The sequence below is a fragment of the Eubacterium sp. AF22-8LB genome (genome assembly GCF_003458715.1).
Classification (GTDB): domain Bacteria; phylum Bacillota_I; class Bacilli_A; order Erysipelotrichales; family Erysipelotrichaceae; genus Holdemanella.
This window is the reverse complement of the sequence record NZ_QRVI01000013.1, coordinates 27069-46593: the sequence shown is the minus strand read 5'-3', so window position 1 is coordinate 46593 and position 19525 is coordinate 27069. Positions and strand designations below refer to the sequence as shown.

24 protein-coding genes and 2 tRNA genes are annotated in these 19525 nt (G+C 30.8%); 2 read left to right on the top strand and 24 right to left on the bottom strand.

What is annotated here, in order from left to right:
- Window positions 1-3: 3 nt before the first annotated feature.
- The 6 genes from DWY01_RS06530 to DWY01_RS06505 all read right to left on the bottom strand — a co-directional run bounded on the left by DWY01_RS06530 (window position 4) and on the right by DWY01_RS06505 (window position 4425).
- Entirely contained in the window at window positions 4-693 is a 690-nt protein-coding gene (locus tag DWY01_RS06530; protein ID WP_117995258.1) for a metallophosphoesterase, read from the bottom strand.
- On the bottom strand, window positions 686-1177 hold the full coding sequence (locus DWY01_RS06525) for a hypothetical protein (RefSeq protein ID WP_117995254.1): 492 nt from the start codon (window positions 1175-1177) through the stop codon (window positions 686-688). Before DWY01_RS06525 ends, DWY01_RS06530 begins: the two co-directional genes overlap by 8 nt.
- Complete coding sequence (locus DWY01_RS06520) at window positions 1174-1917, bottom strand: metallophosphoesterase (protein WP_117995251.1); 744 nt, start codon at window positions 1915-1917, stop codon at window positions 1174-1176. Before DWY01_RS06520 ends, DWY01_RS06525 begins: the two co-directional genes overlap by 4 nt.
- A 74-nt stretch (window positions 1918-1991) precedes the next feature.
- Window positions 1992-2645, bottom strand: a complete 654-nt coding sequence (locus DWY01_RS06515; protein ID WP_117995247.1) for a hypothetical protein — start codon at window positions 2643-2645, stop codon at window positions 1992-1994.
- On the bottom strand, window positions 2642-3376 hold the full coding sequence (locus tag DWY01_RS06510) for a hypothetical protein (protein ID WP_117995242.1): 735 nt from the start codon (window positions 3374-3376) through the stop codon (window positions 2642-2644). Before DWY01_RS06510 ends, DWY01_RS06515 begins: the two co-directional genes overlap by 4 nt.
- A 77-nt stretch (window positions 3377-3453) precedes the next feature.
- Window positions 3454-4425, bottom strand: a complete 972-nt coding sequence (locus DWY01_RS06505; RefSeq protein WP_117995238.1) for a hypothetical protein — start codon at window positions 4423-4425, stop codon at window positions 3454-3456.
- Between the two features lie 98 nt (window positions 4426-4523).
- On the opposite strand from DWY01_RS06505, the gene DWY01_RS06500 reads away from it, so the two are divergent.
- Complete coding sequence (locus tag DWY01_RS06500) at window positions 4524-5396, top strand: hypothetical protein (protein ID WP_117995234.1); 873 nt, start codon at window positions 4524-4526, stop codon at window positions 5394-5396.
- Window position 5397: 1 nt separating this feature from the next.
- Here the strand turns inward: DWY01_RS06500 and DWY01_RS06495 are convergent, their stop codons facing one another.
- From DWY01_RS06495 to DWY01_RS06460, 8 genes are all read right to left on the bottom strand, one after another.
- Complete coding sequence (locus DWY01_RS06495) at window positions 5398-6330, bottom strand: hypothetical protein (protein ID WP_117995229.1); 933 nt, start codon at window positions 6328-6330, stop codon at window positions 5398-5400.
- Between the two features lie 12 nt (window positions 6331-6342).
- Entirely contained in the window at window positions 6343-7290 is a 948-nt protein-coding gene (locus tag DWY01_RS06490; RefSeq protein ID WP_117995225.1) for a hypothetical protein, read from the bottom strand.
- A 65-nt stretch (window positions 7291-7355) separates the two neighbouring features.
- Window positions 7356-7790 (bottom strand): hypothetical protein, encoded by a 435-nt coding sequence (locus tag DWY01_RS06485; RefSeq protein ID WP_117995221.1) that lies wholly within the window; start codon window positions 7788-7790, stop codon window positions 7356-7358.
- A 70-nt stretch (window positions 7791-7860) separates the two neighbouring features.
- Window positions 7861-8289, bottom strand: coding sequence for a hypothetical protein (locus tag DWY01_RS06480; protein ID WP_117995216.1), 429 nt, complete (start codon window positions 8287-8289; stop codon window positions 7861-7863).
- 107 nt (window positions 8290-8396) lie between these two features.
- A complete protein-coding gene (locus DWY01_RS06475; protein WP_158553663.1) occupies window positions 8397-9467 on the bottom strand; it encodes a WYL domain-containing protein in 1071 nt (356 codons plus the stop codon).
- Between the two features lie 258 nt (window positions 9468-9725).
- Complete coding sequence (locus DWY01_RS06470; protein WP_199519907.1) at window positions 9726-10208, bottom strand: methylated-DNA--[protein]-cysteine S-methyltransferase; 483 nt, start codon at window positions 10206-10208, stop codon at window positions 9726-9728.
- 52 nt (window positions 10209-10260) lie between these two features.
- Window positions 10261-10336: transfer RNA gene (locus DWY01_RS06465), tRNA-Ala, on the bottom strand.
- A 14-nt stretch (window positions 10337-10350) separates the two neighbouring features.
- A tRNA-Ile gene (locus tag DWY01_RS06460) sits at window positions 10351-10427 on the bottom strand.
- Window positions 10428-10573: 146 nt separating this feature from the next.
- On the opposite strand from DWY01_RS06460, the gene DWY01_RS06455 reads away from it, so the two are divergent.
- Entirely contained in the window at window positions 10574-12241 is a 1668-nt protein-coding gene (locus tag DWY01_RS06455) for a DUF2130 domain-containing protein (RefSeq protein ID WP_117995204.1), read from the top strand.
- Between the two features lie 39 nt (window positions 12242-12280).
- On the opposite strand, the gene DWY01_RS06450 is transcribed toward DWY01_RS06455, so the two are convergent.
- The 10 genes from DWY01_RS06450 to DWY01_RS06405 form a co-directional block, all read right to left on the bottom strand.
- Window positions 12281-13180: a CPBP family intramembrane glutamic endopeptidase gene (locus DWY01_RS06450; RefSeq protein ID WP_117995199.1), complete on the bottom strand. Its 900-nt coding sequence runs from the start codon at window positions 13178-13180 to the stop codon at window positions 12281-12283.
- A 45-nt stretch (window positions 13181-13225) separates the two neighbouring features.
- Window positions 13226-13732 carry a transcription repressor NadR gene (locus tag DWY01_RS06445; protein WP_117995194.1) on the bottom strand — a complete coding sequence of 169 codons (507 nt, stop codon included), beginning with the start codon at window positions 13730-13732 and terminating at the stop codon, window positions 13226-13228.
- Complete coding sequence (gene nadC, locus DWY01_RS06440) at window positions 13733-14569, bottom strand: carboxylating nicotinate-nucleotide diphosphorylase (protein WP_371412821.1); 837 nt, start codon at window positions 14567-14569, stop codon at window positions 13733-13735.
- Window positions 14570-14576: 7 nt separating this feature from the next.
- Window positions 14577-15869: an L-aspartate oxidase gene (locus tag DWY01_RS06435; RefSeq protein WP_117995186.1), complete on the bottom strand. Its 1293-nt coding sequence runs from the start codon at window positions 15867-15869 to the stop codon at window positions 14577-14579.
- A gap of 1 nt (window position 15870) precedes the next feature.
- Entirely contained in the window at window positions 15871-16776 is a 906-nt protein-coding gene (gene nadA / locus DWY01_RS06430; protein ID WP_117995181.1) for a quinolinate synthase NadA, read from the bottom strand.
- 147 nt (window positions 16777-16923) lie between these two features.
- On the bottom strand, window positions 16924-17445 hold the full coding sequence (locus tag DWY01_RS06425) for a ferritin (protein WP_117995177.1): 522 nt from the start codon (window positions 17443-17445) through the stop codon (window positions 16924-16926).
- A 64-nt stretch (window positions 17446-17509) separates the two neighbouring features.
- A complete protein-coding gene (gene bilS / locus DWY01_RS06420; RefSeq protein ID WP_117995172.1) occupies window positions 17510-17971 on the bottom strand; it encodes a flavodoxin family protein BilS in 462 nt (153 codons plus the stop codon).
- 14 nt (window positions 17972-17985) lie between these two features.
- The gene (locus tag DWY01_RS06415) at window positions 17986-18234 is read right to left on the bottom strand and encodes a hypothetical protein (RefSeq protein WP_117995168.1); all 249 of its coding nucleotides are present in this window, start codon (window positions 18232-18234) and stop codon (window positions 17986-17988) included.
- Window positions 18235-18296: 62 nt separating this feature from the next.
- Complete coding sequence (gene rbr / locus DWY01_RS06410) at window positions 18297-18839, bottom strand: rubrerythrin (protein ID WP_117995164.1); 543 nt, start codon at window positions 18837-18839, stop codon at window positions 18297-18299.
- A gap of 232 nt (window positions 18840-19071) precedes the next feature.
- Complete coding sequence (locus DWY01_RS06405; protein WP_117995160.1) at window positions 19072-19461, bottom strand: Inorganic pyrophosphatase; 390 nt, start codon at window positions 19459-19461, stop codon at window positions 19072-19074.
- Window positions 19462-19525: the final 64 nt, after the last annotated feature.

The window sequence follows — 19525 nt, the reverse complement described above, 5'->3', positions numbered from 1 at the left end:
AATCTAAATTTCCTTTAATTCAACAACATTTTCAAAGATACAATGAAAGTTGTTTAATTCTTCATCAAAATGTAAATGGCCAAAATACCAATCTTTAAAGTCAACTATCTTGCGAATATGATCTAGATAAAGAGAAAACACTTCCTCTTCATCGCTAATATCCATTCCCATTTCAGCCAATACTTCATAAGGAGCTGTATGAGTAATAATATAATCCACTTTATGATTCATTTTCATTAAATTATCTTGTCCCTCTTGCATTTCTAGATGGTTAGGAATTTCTTCTTTCCACCAAGATATTCCTTCAGTTCTTTGATACCAGTCAACTGAATGTGCACCTCCAAAGGTAAAAAATGTCTGAGTTCCTATGGTATATACTTGTCCTCGCATTAAGTGAATGATATCATCGCAAATAAAATGAACTTTTCCCCCATGCCATTTTTCAACAGTATACTCATTAAGGGCTGCAAAATTTTCGTGATTTCCATCTACAAATAATGTTGTTACAGGCAAATCTTGTAGAATGCTTTGAACTTGTGCATCTTGATTTTGACAATCCCAAACAATTCCTGCATCCCCACAAATAATCAAATAATCTTGTTTATTCAAATTCTTTTTATGTCCAAAATACATGGGCAATTTATGAATATCTATAAGCCCATGTATGTCACCAGTTATAAATACTCTATTCAACTTTCATATCCTCTCTAGGTTCTTTGGAAACCATAATTTCAAGCATAGAAATAATTTCTAAACAATTGTGTTTTTTATCCCACCAATCAATTAAGCGAGGCCCAAATCCATAAACATACATATTGCCATATTCTTCTCCAACATATTCTATAGAACCATAATTTTCATAGCATAAAGTTTGAGAATCACACACACTTATACGATCGATTGTAGAAATATAAGGTTTTAAATCTTTGACTGTGAATGGTAAAGAAGTTTGAATATCATTTTCTTTCTTCAAATAAATCTCCAAATAATTAAGTGCACGCCCTTCCCATCTATATTTATTATCTTCTCGAACATGTACACTAGAAACATAATATTCATCCCATGTATCTGGTATCTCCATTCTAAATCTATAAATATTAACCTTTTCTTTTTCTGGATGTATTGCAATAGGATCGATTCGACTAATGAATTTACGAATTATTTTAAATGGTATCATTTTAATACCCTTACCTTTCCTTTTCTTACTTCATAATAATTTTGATTTTCTATTTTTAAGACATTTAAATGTTTATATTTTTTTACACAAGGATCAATAAATATATGATTTTTTTCTTTATAAATGCCATGAAAATGTGAATTATGAACAATTTGAAATGTTGGTGTGTGCCCTGAAATAATAACTTTTTTAAAATCAAAAAAATTTGGGCGTGCCATTAAATAATCATTGATATCATTGGTTTCTTTCCAATACTTACCATCAATTCCTGCATGAACAAAAATTTCATGTTCTGTTTCATAATACATAGGTAATTCTTTTAACCAATATAAAAGTTCTATATCTTTTTCTAAAATAGCCTCTTTACATAATAGATATAACATATCCGTTAAACTATCTTCCATCTTATTTGCCCGTGCAAAAATCCGACTGAATTGCTCTTCCCCCAAAAAATCTTGAATCGTATAAATATCTGGATAACACTTCACATTTAAGGAAGTATAATCAAACAACCAATTTAATAACCATTCTTCATGATTTCCCTTTAATACAATCACATTGTATTTTTGATTTAGTGAATAAATGTATTTTAATGTTTTATAAGAATCAGCATGTTCATCTCCGTCAATATAATCTCCTACTAAAATCAATTGATCTTTGCTTAAATCTATAAATGTGTCCACAGCATCTTTTAACAAATCATATCTTCCATGAATATCACTTATCGCATAACAAGCCATCTATTTGCTCCTTATTTCATTTATCAACATATATTTATATTTTTGACTTTTCCTATGACCTCTGATGTATTGGCTCACATGAGACCTGCTTTACGGAATCCATATTGTTTTAATTCCATAAATGTAATTTCTACACCAAACTCTTTTAATACTAATAGCATGGCATCAACACCTTGTTCTCGCGTACACTCTTTGATTCTTTTTACATACTCTGGATTTTTATTTAATTCTTCTAATTTTAAGGTAAGTTCTTGGTCTGCCTCTTCTTGTCTGTAAAAGGCATTGGCTATATCATCTAGCTTTTCATAGAAGTGTTCTTTTTTTATCTTATTCATACCATCTACAATAATTTCATATGGCTTCATACCACTAAAAAATTCTATAAATCCTCGTGAATATTCTTTTTTACAAACAAAATGATTTCCTGCATCAAACGCAATCTCTTTCCATCCAGGTTTGATTTTTGTCACAATCTCATCATTTCCACCTAGAGATAGAAGACTCTCTTTATAGAACGTTTTAGGATGAGGCCCATTAAACTTACAACCATTGATTCCATCAAAACATTCTTTTGTTTTCTGCCAATTGGTTTCTTCATCTATATAAAAGTAGATAAAACTTTCACCATTACTTTTTAAACATTCTATACTTCCTGCTGCTCCCATTGCTCCAGGTTCTGCAAAAATATACGCCACTACATCTTCAAATAATTTTTTTGTTAGTTTCATTGTTCTTTCTCCTCATTTTCAATTAAATCAGAAATATTTGTACTTCTGTTTTCATCAAATTTTTTATAAACAACATAATCAAACATTTCCTCATAATTATTTAATAAATTTGAATTCTCCTTAAACAAACCATTTCCATGAATACATTTACCATTGCGCATAATGGCACTACCATATATACAAAGCAATATATCATCTGCATCAACATCCTTTACATAAAGCCCAATATTTTTACCCGTCGTTGCATGAATATAGAGTAAATCCTTTTTTGTCGGACTTTCTGGAAGTATTGTATGAATCCAATCCAGTACTTTCGCATCGAAGATTTGTTGTCCTTTTTGACTTACATAATAATCCATATCTGTATAAATGACTTGGTGCGCTTTAAATCGTTCATTTGGCTTCAATGGTTCATAAATGCGTGTTTCAAATTTGTCATTTCCTTTCAACCGTATAGTATTTTTCTTTTCTAATTTTTGAATCAAACGATCTAGAACTTGTTCATTTGCTGGAAATTCTTGATAATAATGCAATCGGTATAAGCAGGAATCCGGATTATTTGAAACATCAAAAACTTGAATTTTTTCATTTACCTGTACAACTGTATTGAGTCGCAAGCCCTCTGGTTTGAAGTTACAAAAGAGTACAGGCTCATGTTTTTCCCACAATGATTCTTTTACATTTACTTTTTCATGAAACACATCAAACATACTCCAAGTGAAATTACTCATATATTATGTCCTCCTGTTTAAGTAAAGCTAGTATAACGAATTCCAATGTTGATTCTTAGAAAAAAATTTTACTGATATTAAAAAATAAAATATTTTTGATTGATTATTTTTTGTTCAATCTTATGCTTTTCATAATCAATCGTTGCTTTTAAAACATCATCTTCTGTTTTATCTCCTTTACAATAATCACTCATTACTTGGTACACACTTGAAAGAGTTTGATCTTGAATACATATTTTTTTTAAATACAAAGGATTCAAATGATGATGATTCCAAGAACCATTTTCTGATAATTCATAGACACATAAAGCACAATCACTGTAATCCTCGCTGCCTTTCAACATTGAATGAACATCTTTAAATTCTTTTGCACCTTTCTCAACTACATAATATACTTCTTCTTTTAGTTGATTCGTTAAACATTTAACAATATCTCCTTTTTGAAAAGGGATATAGATTCCTATAAACTGATTTTCAAACCGATTCGAATTATCTAAATATCCTGGTTCTGCATTATTATAAAAAACAGATTGAATATTTAAATTTTCCTTATATTGGATATTACCTATGAATGCTGATTGAAATTGAGTTTCTGATTTCTTTATTTCTTTTAAACATTCAAAGGTTGAATTTTGCCTTGTTTTCGTTAGTTTATATTTTTGAATTTGATATTCAGATTTATACCCACTTTTTAGAAAAAAATCATCATTTAAATCTTCATGTACTTTTTGTTTAAGATTATCATATGCTAAATAAAAACTTTCATACACTCCATAAATGAATTCGTCTTCATCCATAAGGCAATACAAATAGTTTTGTTGATTATTACTAACGAAATCTTGATATTTAAATATTTCATATGCTATTCTTTCTTCAATTTCTTTTTTTAAATTCGAATCTGACGTTAGACATTCTATTTTAATTAATTCCAATAGAATGTCATCCAGACTGGCTTGTGGATCATTAAAAATGATGGTTGCCTTTTCTCTATCTGAAAAACACGTAAGGTATTGCTTTTCATAATATTGGATTTGTTGTTTTGAAAGCATTTTATTTTCCTCCTTGACTGTATCCAAATTATAGATTAGATTTATGTTATATAAAACAATCATTATATATCATTTTTAAAAATATTAAGGAGATAGATATGAAAGAATATTATAGCTTTTTGAATGAATTTGGAAATCGATTACAAGGACAAATGAAAAAAAAGGAATTTACACAAGAAGAATTAGCAGCTAAACTATCCGAAAAATATATGGAGTATAATATAAACGAAGAGAAGTATATAAATAGAGCTACTATTCGATCCTATATTCGTGGAAATACAATTCCTAAAGGATATGAACTCATTTTATTGGCTGAATTATTAGAGTGTGATGTAAATTATTTACTTGGAATTTCTAAAAATGCCAACATGGATGTTGAAACTGCACATCAATATACAAACTTGAATTATACCAGTGTACAATCGTTACACTATCATCCAGAACAAGCCTCATTTATCAATACTATGTTTGAAAATGAGTCCTTTCAGGATATTACAAATCGTATCAACAACATTCATTTATTGCGCATTGTAGAAACGGGTATTGAAAACTATTTATCTCAAAAAATATTAAAGAGAATGGAAAACTACTACATTGCCTATACTTGTTCGGTACAAACTCAATTTGATGCAGAAGGATTTATAAATTACCTACAAAATAATTTCAAATATTCCAATCAAGATGATATTTGTTCATTAATTCAAAATTCCATTCATCCTAATGAATTTGAAAATTTTTTAAATTGTCATGAAAAAATCAATAATTATTGGAACCATCCTATCCCAAAAAGTAATTCTGAAAAAGAAGCCTTTGTTGAATTATTAACGTTTCTTGGAGAAAACACATTTTCGTATTTTTCACAAATCACATTTCGTAAAATTCAGGAGCAAAAGCTTCTTGATATTGTTAATAAAGAAATTCTAAATTACATTGATAATAAAACAAAGGAACGTCTATCGTCATTTAAATAAACTACTTTGCATTTTCTTCATAAGGGATTCTCGATAATGGAATCTCTTTTTTTGTATCTTGCCAAATTAACTTCACTTTTCCCTGTTCCATATCTTTTAAAGGACACAATTCTCTTTGAATTCCCATGAAGTTTTTAGTTCGAACAAAGTAAAATCCAAGGAAATTTTTTACAATAATAACTTTTAATGTTGGATCTATTTCAATTATTCTAACTTCATTTTTATCGTCTTTTTTCTGTTCTTTATTTGATTCATTACTTACATGTACCTTATCTAACGTCGTCGAAGACGGTGTACTATTGGATGAGCTAAAATCAGCACCAAGGAATATATGTATCAGAATCCATAAAACGACTCCAAAAATTGCAACATACAAAATATTTCCTACAACTGCTCCAATGTTTTCAACTACAAAAAGAATAACAGGCAAGACAATCTTCACGACAATATAAGAAATCATCATGTGTTTTGTCATTTCATTAGTTTCATAGGTAAATATTCCTATAAAGAATAAGATGGCCAAGACAGCCCAAACTACATAGTTTGGTTTTCCTTCAAATAAACATAAATAGAATAAAATTTTTGCGATCACTCCAACCACAAATAATCCAACCACAACTATTCGTTTACTCTTAGTCTGTGTTTGATAGTAATGTGTCAATATAACAATAATATTTGCTAAATACAATAAATCTACCAAAGTTGTCACAAATTTTGTAGCAGGTAGATTAGCACCTTCATGGCTAAAATTTTGATTGAATTGAATAGACTGATGAGAAAATCCACCACTTGTTGTAAACATAAATAAACTAATAAGTGTTAATAATATGCTTAATACGCAAGTAAATATAGGAAGATATTTAGCAAGACCTTCTATGGGATTTTCTTTAACAAAGCAAATTGAATTATTCAATTTTTCTTTTATCTTTACCATATAAACCTCTCTCTAGTTCAATGTGATTGTTGCGAGTGGAACTGTATGTCGTGCTCCATCATCAATAAAGGATGCAGCAACATTTTGAACAAAAACAACCCAACCCTGAGATGTTTCTCCATCAGGTGAATATAAATACTTTTGCTCATCTTCAGCTACTGGAATTAAACTGCGATAAAAAGAAGAACTACTGTGAGCTTCATCAATTCCATAATCAGACATATTTATAACGTAGATGTCAGCTCCGCCACCTTCTGAACCATCAGACGGATGATGTGAACACATGAAAACACGCACTCTTGTAATCCCATCAATTACATTTGTACGAGATGTATCTTCTTGTATTGACCAATTAGAACCCCATTCTTCAGGTACAGTAATTGTAAAAAATTCATTAGAATATGTCCTTTGTGCTTCTTTTTGTTTCTCAATTTCAGCTTGCTTTTGCATTTCTTCCTCTTTTTCTAGAGCTGCAATTCTATCATCATATTGAGTCGCTATTTCTGTAATAGATTTCATATAAGAATCATATTGCTTTTTTGAATCTAACGTAAATTTATATTCCTCACTCACCAGTGTTTTTAAGGCATTTAAATTATCCTTTTTCTCATTAATTTGTTGCTTATCCTGAATAGATTCTACATTTTCCAATGTATTTTCTTTTATATTTTTTTCATAATCTGAAATAAAATACTTTCTCATTTTTGTCACTGTTTTTTTATACTGGTCCAAAACATTGTTATCTTGATTCTCTTCTTTTAAATATTTAGATTGCGATTTCAAAACTTTCTTTAACGTATCAAGCTTCTCTTCTCTTTTTTCACTTTTAAAAGATTTATCCATTTTTTGTATGGATACAATTTTTTGTTTACTATCATCTTGTACATTTGAAGAACATCCACTAATTCCCATAACCATTACACCCGTAATCAAAATACCTTTTAATAATTTTTTTACCATAATATTCCTACTTTCTTGATACATTCATTGTAAAAGAATATATATCAAAAAAATGGCAAAAAATTTTACCATTTTAATTTTGACTGAATCTTTTTTATATAGATTTCACGATTTTCTAAAAGCATTATTTCTTCTATAAGTTGCTCAATTAAATTTAATTTTTGATCTATAGTCATGTTTTCAATTTTCTTTGAATATTCGTCTAAATATGCATATTCATCATCCTTTAAAAAAAAACCTAAACATTTCATGATTTCAATAAGCGTTGCATCTTTTTTTGGTTCCTTTCCTGGATATGTACCCGTTTTACAATATGTACCTATATCCTGAATTCTTCGAATAGAACTTGAATTCAATCCTAATTTATCTCTTACTCGCATTTGAAATCCATTATGCGTAATTTTATTTTTTTCTATATACTCATCTCGATCTTTTAAATATTGATTGCAATTGATGACTAAAATAGTTTTTCTATCTTGATCATAAAGCTTTCTAACCATAAACACCATTAACTTTCTAACAATGCTTATTATAAGGATTCAAAAGTCTTATGAATGGCGTTATTTTTTACTACTTTAAAGAGTTAATTGATACCTTCAATCTTTTAATTTGATTTTCATCCAAATCTTCTTGTAGTAAATCACCAATCAATGTTTCTAGCAATTCTATTTTAGATTCAATTGTATTATTTACAGGAATTAAAAATGCATATTCATCATTTTTAAGCATTTTTCCAAGTTGTCGCATTGGTTTTAAAATAGATTCAGGTTTTTTTGGTAATTCTCCAGGATAATAATGATCTGTGCAATATGTAGCTAAATTTTGAAGTTTACGATCTTGTATATTTTTATAGTTGAAAGTAAAAGAAAAGTCAGATGCGAAACCTGACTTGTTAATATTCTTTCTTTTACAATACTCATCACGCGCTTTTATATACGCGGTAGAATCGATCGTAACTAATTTTTGAATTTTGGAATCAAATAATTGAATTTGTGCCATAAAAAATTAACCTCCTGAGCAAAAAAATTTGCTTCAAAATAACTAACAAATTATTGTTTTAGGTTAATTTTTTTACCATTTAACATTAGGCATAAAAAAATGGAGTTCTAATCACTCCATTTTTTTATAGCCTCTTTTAATCTTCTTTGTATGGTTTCTTTTACATAATGACTTATTTCATCTTCATCCAATAATTCAACAGAATCTACATATCCCATTACCCATTTTATAAAAAATTGTTCTGAACATTTCACGGTATATATCTCATCTTCATATTTACAGCATTTCGTTCCAAACGTATCATAGATTGCATCATCCATATTTTTTGCTTTAAAGCGAAACTCTGGCACTTTACATAGTTTTTCCATCTTATCTAAATTATCAAAACAAATCTGATTTCTAAATAATGTTTCATCTTTCATTTGAGATAATTCTTTTTCCATAATAATCGAACACTTTTTACTTCTTCTATAACGCGCCGTTCCTGATTTTGTAGTCGCTAAGGACAAACAAGATATTTTTCTTAAATCAAATACACGAATCGTATTTTTTTCATTTTCTCCCGTATTACGATCCCATAATCCAATCATATAATAGTGATTATCATACATAATCAAACGATATGGGCTAATTACAGTATTCTTTCTATACGTAGTATATTTTCCGTCTGACGTTCTGTGCATCAAATCACATTTAATAGCATATTCATCATCTATAGCTTCTTGTATACTATGGACAAGGTCCCATTCGTTATGGTGATATTGTAAATAATAACCTCTTCTACGTTCTATAGTGTTAACTATTTGAACATCGGAATCTAACTTTTGTTCTTTGTATTTTTCTGATTGCAAATGACATTTTAAAACTTCTTTTATTTTTTCTTTTTCTTCTGAATTCTCATATAAGGGTGAACAATCGATTGCTTGTAATAATCTATTCATTCGTTCCACATTTAGTGGCTGGTTATACCAAATCTTACCTAAACGTCCATCTAATTCTCCTGTGTAGCTTATTTTATCTTTACCGCACAACAGAATGACACTATGAAGTTTCTTTTTAAAAGTATGACGATCTGAACTATCCCCTAACTTCTTTTTTAAATCACCCACTTTTATAGGATGATTTAAATCTGTATGATCTTTTAAATAAAAATAAATTTCTAATTCATTCTTTCCCATTTTCAAACTCCATATTTTCACCAAATCTATATGTTCATACATAGTAAAATAATGCCTATCAAATTACAACAAAAATTAACCTTTTACTATATTGACTTAAATTTTCTGTTATAATGTTTTTGGCATTGAAAGATAAGTAAGAACCCCTAGGGACTGCAATCTCTAGGGGTTCATTTTTTGATTCAACAGGAAAGATACTACACAAGTAGTATTTATCATACCACAACACATGTATATATTTTCATATATAAAACAAAACTAATTCTCAATCTTTTTTTCTAATTTCAATAAATTTTCTTTTCTTTCGATTCCATCTGCATATCCAGTTAAACTATTATTGGATCCAATTACTCTATGACAAGGAATCAAAATCGAGATTTTATTATGTCCTACAGCACTTCCCACTGCTTGTGCTGACATATTTGGTGAAATCATTCTTGCGATGTCTTTATATGTCATAGTTTTACCATAGGGTATTTTAAGAAGTAGTTTCCATACTTTCTTTTGAAATTCAGTTCCAATCAAATGCATCTTAGGTAAAACCTTTGGTTCTTTACCACTAAAATATAGATTCAACCATTCTTTTGTTTCTTTTAATACAGCTGTTTCTTTTTCTATTGGTTCTTTTAAGCCATTCGCATAATATTTTTGATTTTCAAACCAAACGCCAATCAATCCGATTTCATCGGCAGCCAATAAGATTTTACCTAATGGTGAATCATAATATTGTATATACATAATTGTCCTCTTTATATAGAAAAAAAGTCATCCGAAGATGACTTACTTTTTAAATTGGTGGAGCGTATCGGGATCGAACCGATGACCCCCTGCGTGCAAGGCAGGTGCTCTCCCAGCTGAGCTAACACCCCATATCTTCAGCAAATGGTGGGCCTGAATGGACTTGAACCAACGACCTCACCCTTATCAGGGGTGCGCTCTAACCACCTGAGCTACAGGCCCATTTGCTGAATGCCCATTTAATATACCATGTGATTTTATATTATGCAAGTCTTTTTTTGATTTTTTTTAAATATTATAATTAATATAGTTTTAGACATCAATATTGTCAGTTTAATGATTATAATCTTATAAAATGGAGGTACCTTATGAGTCAAATAAAATGTCCTAATTGTGGAACTGTATTCCAAGTGGATGAAAGTCAATATCATGAAATCTTACAACAAGTTCGTAATGAAGAATTTGAAAAAGAATTAAATGAAAGACAAAAAAACTCGAACCAAATCATTCAATCTAAACTTGAAAAAGAATTTGAATCTAAATTAAATCAAAAAATCTTAGAGATCAAAGAACTTCAATCGAACTTTAGTAAAAAACAAAATGATAAAGAACAAGAAATCATTTCTTTAAAAGAACAATTAAAGTCAACTGAACAAATTATCAAGAGTGAAACTGAAAAAGCTTATCAAGAGCAATTAAACAAAAAAGAACTTGAAATCAAACAGCTGCAATCGGATTTCAATCAGAAACAAAGTGATAAAGAACAAGAGGTCATTTCATTAAAAGAAAAGCTAGAGGCAAGTACGCAGCTCACAAAGTCGGAAACGCAAAAGGAATTCCAGGAACAGTTAAACCAAAAAGATTTAGAGATTTCTAAATTAAATGCCAAGCTTGATCAAATCCTTTCACAAAATAAAATCAACGAATCTAAGACTGAACAAGAATACAAATTGCAGCTGCAGGCAAAGGACAATGAAATTCTAGCCTTAAAGAACAACATTTCAAACAACGAAAAAGTATTAAAGGCAAATCTAGAAAATACATACCAATCAAAACTAAATGAAAAGAACCTTGAAATCCAGTCTTTAAAACAAGATATGGATAAGGCAAAGGTTGAAAACGAATTGAATGTAAAGAGTATTAAGCAAGACCTACAGAATCAAATTGAGCAGGATAAAATGAAATACCAGCTTCAAGAAAAAAGCCTGCAGGAAAAATATGATACATTACTACAAACCAAAGATGAACAGATTGCCTACTATAAAGATTTTAAGTTGAAACAATCTACCAAGATGATTGGTGAATCTTTAGAACAACATTGTGAAATTGAATTCAATAAACTTCGTGCAACAGGCTTTCAAAATGCATACTTTGAAAAAGATAATGATGCGCGTACTGGATCAAAGGGCGATTATATTTATCGTGAATTAGATGAGAATGGAATTGAAATCATTTCCATCATGTTTGAAATGAAAAACGAAAATGATAAAACAGCAACGAAACATAAAAATGAAGATTTCTTAAAGGAATTAGATAAAGACCGTAACGAAAAGAATTGTGAATATGCCGTGCTTGTATCAATGCTAGAACCAGAGAATGAATTATATAATACAGGGATTGTTGATAAGTCGCATCGTTATCCAAAGATGTATGTGATTCGTCCTCAATTCTTTATTCCAATGATCACCATTTTAAGAAATGCTGCATTGAATTCTTTACAATACAAGAATGAATTGCAGTTAGTGCGCAATCAAAATATTGATATTACACATTTTGAAGAAAATATGAATGATTTTAAACAAAAGTTCTCAAGAAATTATGAATTAGCTTCTAGAAGATTCAACGACGCTATTGGAGAAATTGATAAAACAATTTCACATCTTCAAAAGACAAAAGAAGCTTTACTATCAAGTGAAAGACAATTACAGTTAGCTAACAATAAAGCGGAAGATTTAACCATCAAGCGTTTAACACGGAATAATCCTACAATGAAACAAAAGTTTGATGAACTAAAAAAGGAACAAGAAAATCAGTAACAGAAAAGGCATTTCCTCATTTTTGGAAATACCTTTTTTTTAAAACATATTGATAATAAGTGATCCCAAGATCCAAATTGTTGTAAAGCCTAGATATAAAGCGTTCGGAATCTTTTTAAAGAATTTTACATACCAATTTATACCTGTCTTTTCTTCTTTTACAAATACATCAACTTCCTTTGATTTTAGGATTATTGTAGCAAGACCATAAATAGCTAAAACCATAATCACGATTGGAATCAAAACCATGGTATCTGAATAAACAGACATTAAAGCTAAAAAATTATTTCCCGCATGTGCCAATATTGTGACCAATATACTGTCTGTTTTTAAGCACATATAACAAAGCACAAGACTCATAAAAAATGCCGGTACAGCCTGCGTCATATTCAAATGTAACAAGCCAAATAATAAAGAAGTAACAAGAATTGCGAATATCCTATTGTATTTGGATAATACTTGCAAAATCATACCTCTAAAAATCAACTCTTCAAATATAGGAGCCAACAGAACTACGTTAATAAAAGTAAACAGATTATAAAGAAAGCCTCCATTTAACGAAAAATCGGGACTTGTATCTGGAAATCCAAATTTTGATAATAAAGCACCAAGAATGCCAATCGCACAATTTAAAAAATACATCATGGCGATGGTGTCAATTGTTTCTTTAGGCTTAAACGAAAACTTTAAGTCCTTTATATTCCTTTTAAAAGTATTGCTCAAAAAATAAATCATAATGATTCCTGTAACAAATGAAACAAGCATTGTAACAAATGCAGTTATAATGGAGTAATCAAAATACATAGCAGACATGAATATTGGCATCGCAATAAAGCTCAACATAAAGGATAGAGTTAGCTGCATAACAATATATAGCCATAAGGATCCCCCTATTTTGCCCATCTCTTTATCAGGTATAAATTTTGGTGGTTGTTCCATAAAAATCACTACTTTCTTAAATCTATTCTAACACAAAAGAGGCCGTTAGGCCTCTTGTAAAATATGAAGTTTTCTTAATGATTCCTCAATAGAATCTAAATCTTCTTTTGATTGTGCACTTACCGTATGACAATGATATCCACTTGTTAGATCTGTTAAAGGCTTAGCCTGGTTCTGTGAAATAGAATCAATGAATTCTTTAACTTGTTTTCTAGAACTGATATTCATCTTTGCCTCTAACTTGCCATACACATTATGTTTGACAAATACATCTTCAATACAGCCACCACAATCTACGATCGCATTCATTTCTTCTTCCATACGATCATTCAAATGATAACATGAAAATACTCTTCGAACTCTTTCTGGTGAACATACATATCCTTTGTGTGTCGCATAAATACGCACATTTCTTGCCTTCAACAAGGCTATATCTTGCACAATGACTTGTCTTGAGACATTAAACTTTTTTGAAAGCGCAGTTCCTGAAACTGGGCCTTCACTCTTAGAGATAGTGTCATAAATGGCTTGAAGTCTAGCTTCCTTTTCCATTTATTTCACCTGCAAATTTTTTAAAGACAAATCTAAAATAGGCGCAGAATGTGTTAAAGCTCCGCTCGAAATATAATCAACACCAAGAGCTGTTAATTTTTCAATATTTTCCTTTGTGACATTTCCAGAACATTCAGTTTCGGCTCTTCCATCAATGATTTCAATCGCTTTTTTCATGTCCTCAACGTTCATATTATCTAGCATAATAATATCAGCACCTGCATCTACAGCTTCCTTAACTTGTTCTAAAGTTTCGACTTCCACTTCAATTTTACGAACAAAAGAAGCATAGTCCTTTGCCATTTTTACCGCATTTGTGATGGAACCTGCAGCCGCAATGTGATTATCCTTAAACATAACCCCATCCGATAAGTTGTATCGGTGATTGTTTCCACCACCAACACGCACTGCATATTTTTCAAACACACGCATATTTGGTGTTGTTTTTCTTGTATCCAATAATTTTGTCTTTGATCCCTTCAAATAAGATGCGACACGATTTGTATATGTGGCAATCCCACTCATTCTTTGAAGATAGTTTAATGCTGTTCTTTCACCCGATAAAAGAACACGAATATCACCAAACACTTCTGCTAACAGTTGTCCATTCTTAACAGCATCTCCATCTTTTACATAGAATTTTACTTCCATTTTTTCATCTAACAAATAAAAGACTCTTTCAAATACCTCTAGACCCGCAATGATTCCATCTTCTTTACAGATCAATTGTACCTGCCCATATTGATAGGAAGGCATAACTGCATTTGTTGAAACATCTTCACTAGTAATATCTTCCTGCAAAGCTTGGATCAATAAATGATCTACATTTAAACGCATTGTATTCTTATCCACGAGCTTGTCTCTCTCTTTCTATTTCTTCTAGTACCAAATCATGATACATCTTTTCTTGATTTGATAACTGATGTGACTTCGTCACTTTTGCCAAATGCTCAAAATCATTTGTATAAGCCGGTTCCTTTTTCAATAAATCAACAACAGCTCTTTTTCCCCAAACTAAAGATTCCAATAAGGAATTACTAGCCAAACGGTTTCTTCCATGAACTCCATTACAGCTTGTTTCTCCTACCGCATATAAATGTGACATAGAAGTACGAGAATCTTTATCTACATGAATTCCACCCATAAAATAATGCTGAGCTGGTGTGACTGGAATCCATTCTTTTGTGCAATCATATCCTTCTTCTAAACACTTTTCATAAATGTGAGGGAAATGGCTCTTGATCACTTCTTCACCTAAAACTGTCATATCCATCCAAACATAAGGCATATTATCCTTCTTCATTTGTTCTTGAATCTTTTGTGTCATGATATCACGTGGCAACACTTCGTTCGCAAATCGCTTTCCATCTTTTCCATAAAGCTTTGCCCCTTCACCACGAACCGATTCACTAATAAGGAATGCTCTTCCTTTTTTCTTTGTATATAAAGTCGTTGGATGAATCTGTACATAGTCTACATTTTCAAGCTGAATTCCATGCTGAATGGCTATCGCAATCGCATCACCTGTTAAATGCGGGTAGTTTGTCGAATGATTATATAATCCTCCGATTCCTCCGCACGCAAAAATTGTATAGCCTGCTGCAATGCACATTTCATTATTATTCGCATCTTTTGCCAAGACACCATAGCAAGTATTATTCTCTTCAATAATATCTGTCATCGTTACATATTCCATAATTGTTACATTTTCCAACTTGCGAACTTCCTCTAATAAATTTGAAGTAATCTCTTTTCCTGTAATATCTTCATGGAATAAAATACGTGGCTTAGAGTGTGCGCCTTCACGCGTGTAATCTAATTTACCATCTTTTGTAGCAAAATCTACACCATATCCAATCAACTCATTGATGATGTCACGACTTGAATTGATCATGATTTCAACAGATTCTTTACGATTTTCGTAATGCCCTGCCTTCATTGTATCTTCCATAAATGAATCAAAATCATTTTTATCTCGTAATACACAAATACCACCTTGTGCTAAAAAAGAATCACTATTCTCTGCATCTGATTTTGTCAACATAATGACCTTTTTATCACTTGGAACATGTAAAGCTGCAAACAATCCACTTGCACCAGTTCCAACAATAACTATATCTGCCTCTAACTTTTCCATATTATTTTGCCAACTCCAACATTCTATCTAATGATTTTTCGGCCATAGCCTTCACTTCTTCATCTACAAACACTTTATTTGTTTCATTCAACAAACAATCATAAACCTTTTCTAAAGACACCTTTTTCATATTCATACAAATTAATTTATCTGTTAATGGATAGAAAGTTTTATCTGGTGATTTTAACTGCATTTCATGAAGAACACCTAATTCTGTACCAATCACAAATTCTTTACTTGGATTATCCACTGTGTATTGAATCAATTCTGAAGTACTTCCTGCAAAATCTGTAGCTTCAACTACTTCATTCACACATTCAGGATGTACGATAATTGGAACATTTGGATGTTCAGCACGTGCTTTTTCAACATCCTTTAATGTTACACGCTTATGCGTAATACAATATCCATCATTTAAGATAATATTCTTTTCAGGTACTTGTTTTTTTACATATGCACCTAAGTTTCCATCTGGAATAAAGAAAATATTCTTATTTGGAAGTTCACGTACAATACGTACTGCATTTGAACTAGTAACACAAACATCGGCCATTGTTTTTAATTCGGCAGTTGAGTTAATATAACAAACAACTGCTAAATCTTCGTGTTCCTCTTTCATCTTCTTGATAACTGCTTTACTTGCCATATGTGCCATTGGACAATCGGCATTTAAATCCGGCATCAAAACTTTCTTTTCTGGATTTAACATTTTTGCACTTTCGCCCATAAATTTAACACCCGCAAACACAATAATATCTGCATCTGTATTCTTAGCTTTTTTTGCCAAGGCATAAGAGTCTCCGACAAAATCAGCTACATCTTGTACTGCTCCATCTACATAATAATGCGCTAAGATAATCGCATTTTTTTCCTTTTTTAATTTCAATACATCTTCCTTTAAAGACATGGAATTTTCCTCCCTTAAAAATTTTACCGATTTGAATTATACACCTAGACTTTACATATGACAAGACAGTTGTAAAGTCAATATTATATAAGTTATATATCACAATGAAATAAGCACGAAAAAAGCGATGAATCAAAAATCATCGCCTTAGTTTTTTGTCTGTAAAATGCTTGGTGCAATATAAGTACGAGTTTTGTACTCTGTATCTAAATCATACAACCCCTTGGCATCATGTCCAAACAATTCAAATCGAGAAATTAAATCCGAAGCATTCTTTTCTTCTTCTCCTTGTTCTTTGACAAACCAATCCAAGAACTGCATAGTTCTAAAATCTTTTTCTTCATAAGCTGCTGCGTAACAAGTATGAATCAATTCAGTTACGTATTGTTCATGTTTTAAGCCTGCCTTTAACGGATCACTTAGTTCATTTAAAGGAATATTTGGCTTATTAATAGCTTCCAAAACAACACTATAATCATTGTCTTGAAGATATTGCATCATCAATTGAGCATGTGCAATCTCTTCTTGTACTTGTACATGATACCAATTTGCGAAACCCTCTAAACTTTTATCATGATAATAATTTTCAAAATCCAAATACAAATAAGCAGAATATAATTCTTTATTAACTTGATTATTCAACAAGTCCGTTACTTTCTTACTCAACATAACACATTCCTTCTTTCTGGCTACATCATACTCCTAGCAACAAGAAAAGCGTAGTGATATGCTCTCACAACGCTTCATTTACAGATTTCATTAAACTATCCACATCTTTATCATTTGGATGTTTTAAAGCCTCATCAAAATTCTTCAACATTTCAGGATTCGATTCAAACTTTGCGCGAATTGCCAAAGGCATCTTACCTTGGCACATCCATGTTCCTTTAACGCAGTTGGATGCATCTAAATGATTTTGAACATTTTTTAAAATCATCTCAAAATATTCTTTAGATTTACCAAAGCCAGCCGTTCCAAATAAGAAAACATTTTGATTACGTAGTATAGAAAGATATTGTTTCATTTGATCATCACAATCTCCCTTATCACACCAAAATCCAATACATAATAAATCAACAGGTTCTAAATTCTTTGCATCTTCAACAGATACACAATACTTTGATTCCATAAAATTCAAGCTATTTGCCAAAGACTGTGTATTTCCTGTTTTTGAACTATAAACTATTCCTATCATAAAATATATCCTTTCTAAAGATAGCGATTGCGCCATGCATAATACTCTTCATCTTTTTCTATATCAATGCCATGATCATTTTCGTATACTTCAAATGAATTCTTTTGAAATAAAGATATGAAATCATTACTTGAAAGCTTCGAATGCCATTGATGATGCCAAATATATATCTTTTCATTTTCCATTTTAATCAGTGCTCGATTTTCTAAACAAATAAGCGCACGATTATCTTTTAACTTTTCAATTGCCTCTATTATTTCCATGTAACTATTTTAACACAATTTTCTAGGATAAGAAAAGACAGCCTAAGCTGTCTGAGATATTATTATTCGTAATGATCTTTTAATTCTTGGAAATATGCCTGTGGGTGATTACATACTGGGCATACTTTTGGAGCAGTTTCACCATAATGAATGTGTCCACAATTTAAACAAATCCATACAGTTGAAGACGCCTTTTTAAACATTGCATCATCTTCTACATCTTTCAACATTGCTTTATAACGAGCTTCGTGATGTTTTTCGATTGCACCGACACCTTCAAACAAGGCAGCAATATCATCAAATCCTTCTTCACGAGCTTCTTTAGCCATTGTTGCATACATGTCTGTCCATTCATAGTTTTCACCAGCTGCAGCATCCTTTAAGTTTTCTGTAGTTGTTGGAACCTTACCTCCATGCAAAGCCTTGAACCATAATTTTGCATGTTCTTTTTCATTATTTGATGTTTCTGTAAAAATATTTTGAATCTTTACATATCCATCTTTCTTTGCCTGTGAAGCATAATATTGATACTTAACACATGCTTGCGATTCTCCTGCAAAAGCAGCCATTAAATTCTTTTCTGTTTTAGATCCTTTTAATTCCATAATAAAGACCTCCTATCTGTCTTTATTCTAAATCAACTTTCTTTGTTTTACCATTAAAACGCATAAGAAAAAGACATATTCTAAAACTTGTAGCTTTCAATCAATACTTTTTAACACATTATAAAAGACTCAACCTCCCTTAGATTGAGCCTAATATTAACCATACGACCTGTTACATATTATGAATTGTCATAATAAACAAATGATTAACCCTTAAAATCAGTCATTAAGTCTAATCGTTATTTGACCATGCTGGCGTATCATTTCCTCTACGCACTAAAATTGCTTTTTGGAATTCTGTTTGATCTAAGAATTCTAAAATGCGCATTGTTTCTTCTTCTGTACATCCCACAAGTAATTTAACAATACAATCCTTTTTCAGAATATCCGCCGTAATTGCGATCGCATCTACATTATTTGTTGCGATAGAACCTTTGAAAACATCAATTGGTTTTTGATCAGATCCAAATGTATCGGAAAGAAAACCATAATCAACAGGATAAATCAAGTTTGTAAACTTATAGTGAGCACTTCCTTTTGGTCGGTCAATCGTACAACTGCTAGATAACAACAAAGTATCAAGCTTTTGCCAAAAGTATGCGTTATTTTCTAATTGCTGCATAATAACCTCCTATTCTGTAATTGTCTTATTATTATAGCATTTAGAAAATAATTTTCAATACAAC

Excerpts from the sequence above, each read along its gene's own strand:
- DWY01_RS06525 (WP_117995254.1), bottom strand. The coding sequence starts at position 1,177 with ATGATACCATTTAAAATAATTCGTAAATTCATTAGTCGAATCGATCCT.
- DWY01_RS06520 (WP_117995251.1), bottom strand. The coding sequence starts at position 1,917 with ATGGCTTGTTATGCGATAAGTGATATTCATGGAAGATATGATTTGTTA.
- DWY01_RS06515 (WP_117995247.1), bottom strand. The coding sequence starts at position 2,645 with ATGAAACTAACAAAAAAATTATTTGAAGATGTAGTGGCGTATATTTTT.
- DWY01_RS06510 (WP_117995242.1), bottom strand. The coding sequence starts at position 3,376 with ATGAGTAATTTCACTTGGAGTATGTTTGATGTGTTTCATGAAAAAGTA.
- DWY01_RS06505 (WP_117995238.1), bottom strand. The coding sequence starts at position 4,425 with ATGCTTTCAAAACAACAAATCCAATATTATGAAAAGCAATACCTTACG.
- DWY01_RS06500 (WP_117995234.1), top strand. The coding sequence starts at position 4,524 with ATGAAAGAATATTATAGCTTTTTGAATGAATTTGGAAATCGATTACAA.
- DWY01_RS06495 (WP_117995229.1), bottom strand. The coding sequence starts at position 6,330 with ATGGTAAAGATAAAAGAAAAATTGAATAATTCAATTTGCTTTGTTAAA.
- DWY01_RS06490 (WP_117995225.1), bottom strand. The coding sequence starts at position 7,290 with ATGGTAAAAAAATTATTAAAAGGTATTTTGATTACGGGTGTAATGGTT.
- DWY01_RS06485 (WP_117995221.1), bottom strand. The coding sequence starts at position 7,790 with ATGGTTAGAAAGCTTTATGATCAAGATAGAAAAACTATTTTAGTCATC.
- DWY01_RS06480 (WP_117995216.1), bottom strand. The coding sequence starts at position 8,289 with ATGGCACAAATTCAATTATTTGATTCCAAAATTCAAAAATTAGTTACG.
- DWY01_RS06475 (WP_158553663.1), bottom strand. The coding sequence starts at position 9,467 with ATGGGAAAGAATGAATTAGAAATTTATTTTTATTTAAAAGATCATACA.
- DWY01_RS06455 (WP_117995204.1), top strand. The coding sequence starts at position 10,574 with ATGAGTCAAATAAAATGTCCTAATTGTGGAACTGTATTCCAAGTGGAT.
- DWY01_RS06450 (WP_117995199.1), bottom strand. The coding sequence starts at position 13,180 with ATGGAACAACCACCAAAATTTATACCTGATAAAGAGATGGGCAAAATA.
- DWY01_RS06445 (WP_117995194.1), bottom strand. The coding sequence starts at position 13,732 with ATGGAAAAGGAAGCTAGACTTCAAGCCATTTATGACACTATCTCTAAG.
- nadC (WP_371412821.1), bottom strand. The coding sequence starts at position 14,569 with ATGCGTTTAAATGTAGATCATTTATTGATCCAAGCTTTGCAGGAAGAT.
- DWY01_RS06435 (WP_117995186.1), bottom strand. The coding sequence starts at position 15,869 with ATGGAAAAGTTAGAGGCAGATATAGTTATTGTTGGAACTGGTGCAAGT.
- nadA (WP_117995181.1), bottom strand. The coding sequence starts at position 16,776 with ATGTCTTTAAAGGAAGATGTATTGAAATTAAAAAAGGAAAAAAATGCG.
- DWY01_RS06425 (WP_117995177.1), bottom strand. The coding sequence starts at position 17,445 with ATGTTGAGTAAGAAAGTAACGGACTTGTTGAATAATCAAGTTAATAAA.
- bilS (WP_117995172.1), bottom strand. The coding sequence starts at position 17,971 with ATGATAGGAATAGTTTATAGTTCAAAAACAGGAAATACACAGTCTTTG.
- DWY01_RS06415 (WP_117995168.1), bottom strand. The coding sequence starts at position 18,234 with ATGGAAATAATAGAGGCAATTGAAAAGTTAAAAGATAATCGTGCGCTT.
- rbr (WP_117995164.1), bottom strand. The coding sequence starts at position 18,839 with ATGGAATTAAAAGGATCTAAAACAGAAAAGAATTTAATGGCTGCTTTT.
- DWY01_RS06405 (WP_117995160.1), bottom strand. The coding sequence starts at position 19,461 with ATGCAGCAATTAGAAAATAACGCATACTTTTGGCAAAAGCTTGATACT.